The following is a 4,047-nucleotide window of genomic DNA, read 5'->3' as shown; positions in this document are numbered from 1 at the left end:
TCCATACTTGGTTTTGTAACCGCCGCCGTGGTGGGGGTAATTTTAAACCTTACTTTATTTTTGGGCAAGGATGTCGTCTTTCCAAAAGGAATATCAATTCATTCTATCGATCTTTATGCACTTGGTTGGATTACATTTTCTCTGATCCTGATGAAAAGATTTAAATTGAATGTTTTGTACATCATTGGATTCAGCCTGATTTTTGGTCTGATTCATTACTAATAGAGGATTTTTCAAAAAAGTCACCTATTTTTTTTATTTAACCAGATCAACAAGCCGGTTACTGGCAGACTTGCCGCAATTAGACTGGATAGAAATGCAATAAATTTTCCAGGTAAACCAACGGCGCTTCCTGTATGGAGGTCGTAATTAAGGGCGATGATTTTAGAAGTAATGGTTAAATCTTTGAATTCAGGGCTCTGCTCTAATAGTTTTCCGCTGTACCGGTCAAATCGGTATTGTATTCGATCATAAAGGCTAGTGTTGCTCTGGTAAGCAGAAAGGTTTATTGTGGCACTTTTAGCAGCAGGAAAGTTGTACAAGAAGTAGGCCGTTTCGGGAGATCTTTTCAGGGCTTGCTGAAGAATAATGTCGTCTCGTGTTTTTGTTAATTGCTGTGTGGTATCGGACTGTAACTTTGATTTTTTTTCTGTAGTAAGGCCAAAGGACCACATTAATCCTGTAAATGCTATAAGCATTAGAACAAGAAAGGCATAAAAGCCAACGACATTGTGCAGGTCGTAGTTTAAACGTTTAAATTTCGCCTTCCATTTAATACTGAAGCTTTTTTTGATTTGTTTAATTTTTCGCTTTTTGGGCCACCACAATATAATACCGCTAGTTAAAAGGATAATAAAACATACCACTGACCAACGAACTATAAAATGGCCAACCTGGTCACCAAGCAGGAGATTCATATGCAATGCAAGAATAATGGTGAAAAATTCATTCTTGGCATTTTCTCTGTATACAATTCTACCTGTGTATGGGTTAAGATACACCTTGTCATAATATACATAATAACTCCAATAACCAAAGGCCTTACGATTTAATTTCATAGCCCGGAACATATAAGTGCGGTCGCTTTTTTGTGAAAGTTCAGCTCTTGATATTTTACGGTCTTTACCCAGTGCCTGTTCTGCAATTTTCACCAGTTGATGTAAGGGCAGGCGGGGTGTTTGAGGTACCTTATCGACATAGAGCCTCTGTTTATAGCACAGTTCCTTGAGTTCATCAGAAAAGGCGTAAATAGATCCGGTGAGCCCAAGAACAAATACGACCAGCCCGGATATTAATCCGAGCCAGAGGTGTAAGAGGCGTATGGTATTTTTAAAACTTGAGTGTGACATTAGCTGATACGAGTCTTGGCATTTGCGCACTTAATACGCCTTGTCCGGTAAAATAAAGTTCATCAGTCAGATTATCTACTTTTAGGCCGATACGACAGCTGCGGGCATCATAAAAAATAGTCGAATTTAGAAGAGTGTATGCAGGAAAAGTAAATACTCCGGTAGTCAATGAATTACCTGACAGGTATTTACCGGCGTAATTTCCGCCAAATCCAATACCCAGGCCTTTGAACTGACCGTCTGGTTGCACATAGCTTGCCCAGAAATTGACCAGATTGGATGGCCCTGCAGAAGCGGGTCTTCTACCTTCCAGCTCTTTTGTAGAACGGATAAGTTTGCTATCATTATAAGCGTAACCTGCAATGATATTTAAACCAGTGAGAGGATTGGCAATTAATTCCAGTTCGACTCCCTTGCTAACCTGAGTACCGTCTTGTACAATAATGTTGTAATCCTTACCATCAACTCTTATTGTTTGGTCACGCGTAACGTCTTTTACTTTAATATTATAATAACTTGCGGTGAAACTTAATCGATTGCTGAAAATATCCATCTTGGCACCTCCTTCAAACTGGTTTGCCTGTTGCGGCTTAAATGTTCCTGAGACATCACTAAGTGGCTGAGAAACCGGCGCAACATTACTGAAACCATTCATATAGTTTCCAAATAGGGATATTTTTTCCTTTACAATTTGGTAGACGAGCCCCAACTTCGGAGAAATAGCAGTCTGGGTGTATTTTGAGTTTGCTTGCTGTGTGTTTGTGGCCAGATTCATGGTTCCAAGACTCTGGAAGCGATCAATACGAAGACTGAGCATAGCCAACAGCTGATCTGTCAGGTTCACTGCATCGGAGGCATATATACTATAGATATTGCTGGAATTGTAGTTTTTAATTACCGCCCCAGCAGTACCTACGCCAGTTATGGCAGCAATTTTAGCTTCTGCCTTTGCCCGGGTCAGAGTACCGTACTTTGCAGGTAATATCCCACTTATTGCACTTACCGTGTCAAATTTCACAATAGCAGAGTTATTATTGTATGTTGTTTGGTTTAAATAGTCCAAGCCGGCTACAATGCGATGGCGCATACCTGCAAGCTTAAAATCCCCGTTAAAATTTTGTTGTATAGCTGTAGAGGCACCCTCATAATTTTGCAACTGTACGTTACGTTCTACCAGATCATCACTGGTTGCGCCCCTTATAAATTGATACTGATACATACCATCGGTTTTACGCGTATTCCTGGCTATACTGGTTTGTGATGTCCAGTTGTCACTTATTTTATAATTCAACTGTCCATGGATGTTTGTGGCCGGAGCTTTTAATGTGATGTCGTTAGAAGTAAAAGACCGGCTCCAGTCATAGTTGAGTTCCTGTGGTGTAGTGGCTATGTATTTTCTAGTGCGGTGGAGGAATACGATAGATGGATTTGTGCCCTCATAATCGTAAAATTCTGCGTTTAAGCTTAAATCAAGTTTTTCATTTAAACGGTAGGTGATAACCGGAGCTATAAATGTAGATTTTCTAAATCCGGCATCCTGAAAGCTCGACCGTTTATGATAGGCCGCGTTGATCCGAAACAAAAGGTTCTTGTCTTTATTTACTGGTCCATAAATATCTGCAGTAAGTCGGTTCAGATTGTAATTTCCGGTGGTGTACCCAATCTCGCCACCCAATGTATCTATAGGTTTCTTTGTTATAACGTTGATGAGCCCACCAAATGTGGTGAGTGAACCCCCATACAGAGTGCCCGATGGACCTTTTATAACTTCTATTTTTTCAATGTTCGCCGGATCAATATCACCATTAGTTTGACCAGCAATACCATCTATCATCGAGATACGGGTAGGAAATCCCCGAAGATTGTAGTATACTGCTCCATCACCACTCCGACCAATGCTTCCTTGCATTTTGAGTATTCCTGGCGTATTTTTCAGAACATCGGTCAGATCTGTAGTAATCTGTTCATTAAATAGCGATTTAGTAATGGTTGTATATACTTGTGGATTTTCAAGGTTGTTGAGGGGCAGCTTAGCTACAGTTTCGCTCTTTCTGGTTACGAATTTATTGACTTTTTTGCCGTTGACTTCTACTTCATTGAGTTCCTCACTATTTTCTGCCAATGTGAAATTGACTACTGTAGTTTCTTGTGAGGTTATGGTAACTTGTTTATGTTGCGTACTCAGTCCTATAAAACTACTGGTCATGGTGTAATTTCCTTCTTCAATGTCTTTAAAGTGATAATTTCCATGAACATCTGTCTGGGTACTTTTTAATCCTTTAATTGTTACAGTTACATAAACTGCCGGTTTTCCATCGCTGGTTTTTACGCTGCCTTTTATATTTCCTCCGGGACCGCTAACCTGTATGGTAATTTGTTTTCCGTTTATACTAAGTCCTTTTAACTGACGTCCGAGGAGTTCAGTGATGATGTCCTTTAAGGTTCTGTTGGAATAATTCAAGTTCACTTTTCTTTGTACATTCAACAGACTGCTGCTATAAGAAAAACTTATAGCAGCTTTATTTGCGATGGCTTCGAGCGCATCATTCAAACTGAGGTTGGTAGCCTGGATACTGATACTTTTTTCCAAAATGGAGGTCTGTCTCTCCTGTGAAAATACAGGGATCCATAAGAACAAATTGCAGAGCAATAACAGGATTGTTGTGATTTTTTTCTTTGAGGTACACGGTTTGTACAT

The 4,047-nt window shown here is 39.8% G+C and carries 2 protein-coding genes and 1 pseudogene; 1 reads left to right on the top strand and 2 read right to left on the bottom strand.

Annotated elements, in window-relative coordinates; all coding sequences use genetic code 11:
• Positions 1-222 (top strand): annotated as a pseudogene (locus VNZ46_RS26675) (chromate transporter); the annotation flags it as partial.
• 20 nt (positions 223-242) lie between these two features.
• On the opposite strand, the gene VNZ46_RS26670 reads toward VNZ46_RS26675, so the two are convergent.
• Both VNZ46_RS26670 and VNZ46_RS26665 read right to left on the bottom strand, forming a co-directional pair.
• Positions 243-1,349: a PepSY-associated TM helix domain-containing protein gene (locus VNZ46_RS26670; protein WP_325564298.1), complete on the bottom strand. Its 1,107-nt coding sequence runs from the start codon at positions 1,347-1,349 to the stop codon at positions 243-245.
• Positions 1,330-3,939, bottom strand: coding sequence for a TonB-dependent receptor (locus VNZ46_RS26665; RefSeq protein ID WP_325564296.1), 2,610 nt, complete (start codon positions 3,937-3,939; stop codon positions 1,330-1,332). Before VNZ46_RS26665 ends, VNZ46_RS26670 begins: the two co-directional genes overlap by 20 nt.
• Positions 3,940-4,047: the final 108 nt, after the last annotated feature.

The organism is Pedobacter sp., from assembly GCF_035566355.1.
Taxonomy (GTDB): domain Bacteria; phylum Bacteroidota; class Bacteroidia; order Sphingobacteriales; family Sphingobacteriaceae; genus Pedobacter.
The sequence above is the reverse complement of the archived record's forward strand: the minus strand, read 5'-3'. Positions and strand labels throughout refer to the sequence as shown.

Excerpts from the sequence above, each read along its gene's own strand:
- VNZ46_RS26670 (WP_325564298.1), bottom strand. The coding sequence starts at position 1,349 with ATGTCACACTCAAGTTTTAAAAATACCATACGCCTCTTACACCTCTGG.